General features: G+C 43.5%; 1 tRNA gene and 2 rRNA genes. All 3 read right to left on the reverse strand.

The annotated features are described in order from the left end of the window. Positions 1-244, reverse strand: a 23S ribosomal RNA gene (locus A9260_RS13470); the annotation flags it as partial. 375 nt (positions 245-619) lie between these two features. After that, positions 620-695: transfer RNA gene (locus A9260_RS13475), tRNA-Ala, on the reverse strand. 74 nt (positions 696-769) lie between these two features. After that, positions 770-1,016, reverse strand: a 16S ribosomal RNA gene (locus tag A9260_RS13480); the annotation flags it as partial.

Raw genomic sequence — 1,016 nt, forward strand, 5'->3', positions numbered from 1 at the left:
GCTACTTTCGGAATCTCGGTTGATTTCTCTTCCTCCGGGTACTTAGATGTTTCAGTTCCCCGGGTTTGCCTCGTTATGCTATGTATTCACATAACGATACGTGCTTATGCACGTGGGTTTCCCCATTCAGAAATCCCAGACTCAAATGGTTATTACTACCTAATCTGGGCTTATCGCAAGTTATTACGTCTTTCATCGCCTCTGACTGCCAAGGCATCCACCGTGTACGCTTAGTCACTTAACCATACAACCCCAAAGGGTCTTGCTTAACGCAATACGTTTGCTACAACGTAGTATGTCGTTTCCAAGGTGCGCTATCTCTTTATTATGAGCGAGATAACTATTGTTTATTTCCGCTTTAAAAAGCAGAAGTAAACATCGATTTTGCCGGACTCAAATTTGAATAACATCAGGCAATGATGTTATTCCCAAGAACACTTGAATGTGTGTTGGTACCTAATGATTAAATCACTAGGATTTGAGAACTTTTAAATTTGAACAATAATGAAATCACATTATTGTTCGTCAGCTTTCCAAATTGTTAAAGAGCATGTTTATTTCCTAAAAAAGGAAAATAACCATTTTTAAATATTCTTTTAGAACAAAAAACACTTAAAGATGGTGGAGCTATGCGGGATCGAACCGCAGACCTCCTCGCTGCCAGCGAGGCGCTCTCCCAGCTGAGCTATAGCCCCATCTGGAAGTTTCCTGCTCTAACTTTCTAAACCTAATCAATCTGTGTGGACACTCATCGTGAATAATCATCGTATAAGGAGGTGATCCAGCCCCAGGTTCCCCTAGGGCTACCTTGTTACGACTTCACCCCAGTCATGAACCACAAAGTGGTGAGCGTCCTCCCCGAAAGGTTAAACTACCCACTTCTTTTGCAGCCCACTCCCATGGTGTGACGGGCGGTGTGTACAAGGCCCGGGAACGTATTCACCGTGACATTCTGATTCACGATTACTAGCGATTCCGACTTCATGGAGTCGAGTTGCAGACTCCAATCCGGACTA

It is taken from the genome of Vibrio sp. UCD-FRSSP16_30, from assembly GCF_001676025.1.
In the GTDB taxonomy this organism is placed as follows: Bacteria; Pseudomonadota; Gammaproteobacteria; order Enterobacterales; family Vibrionaceae; genus Vibrio.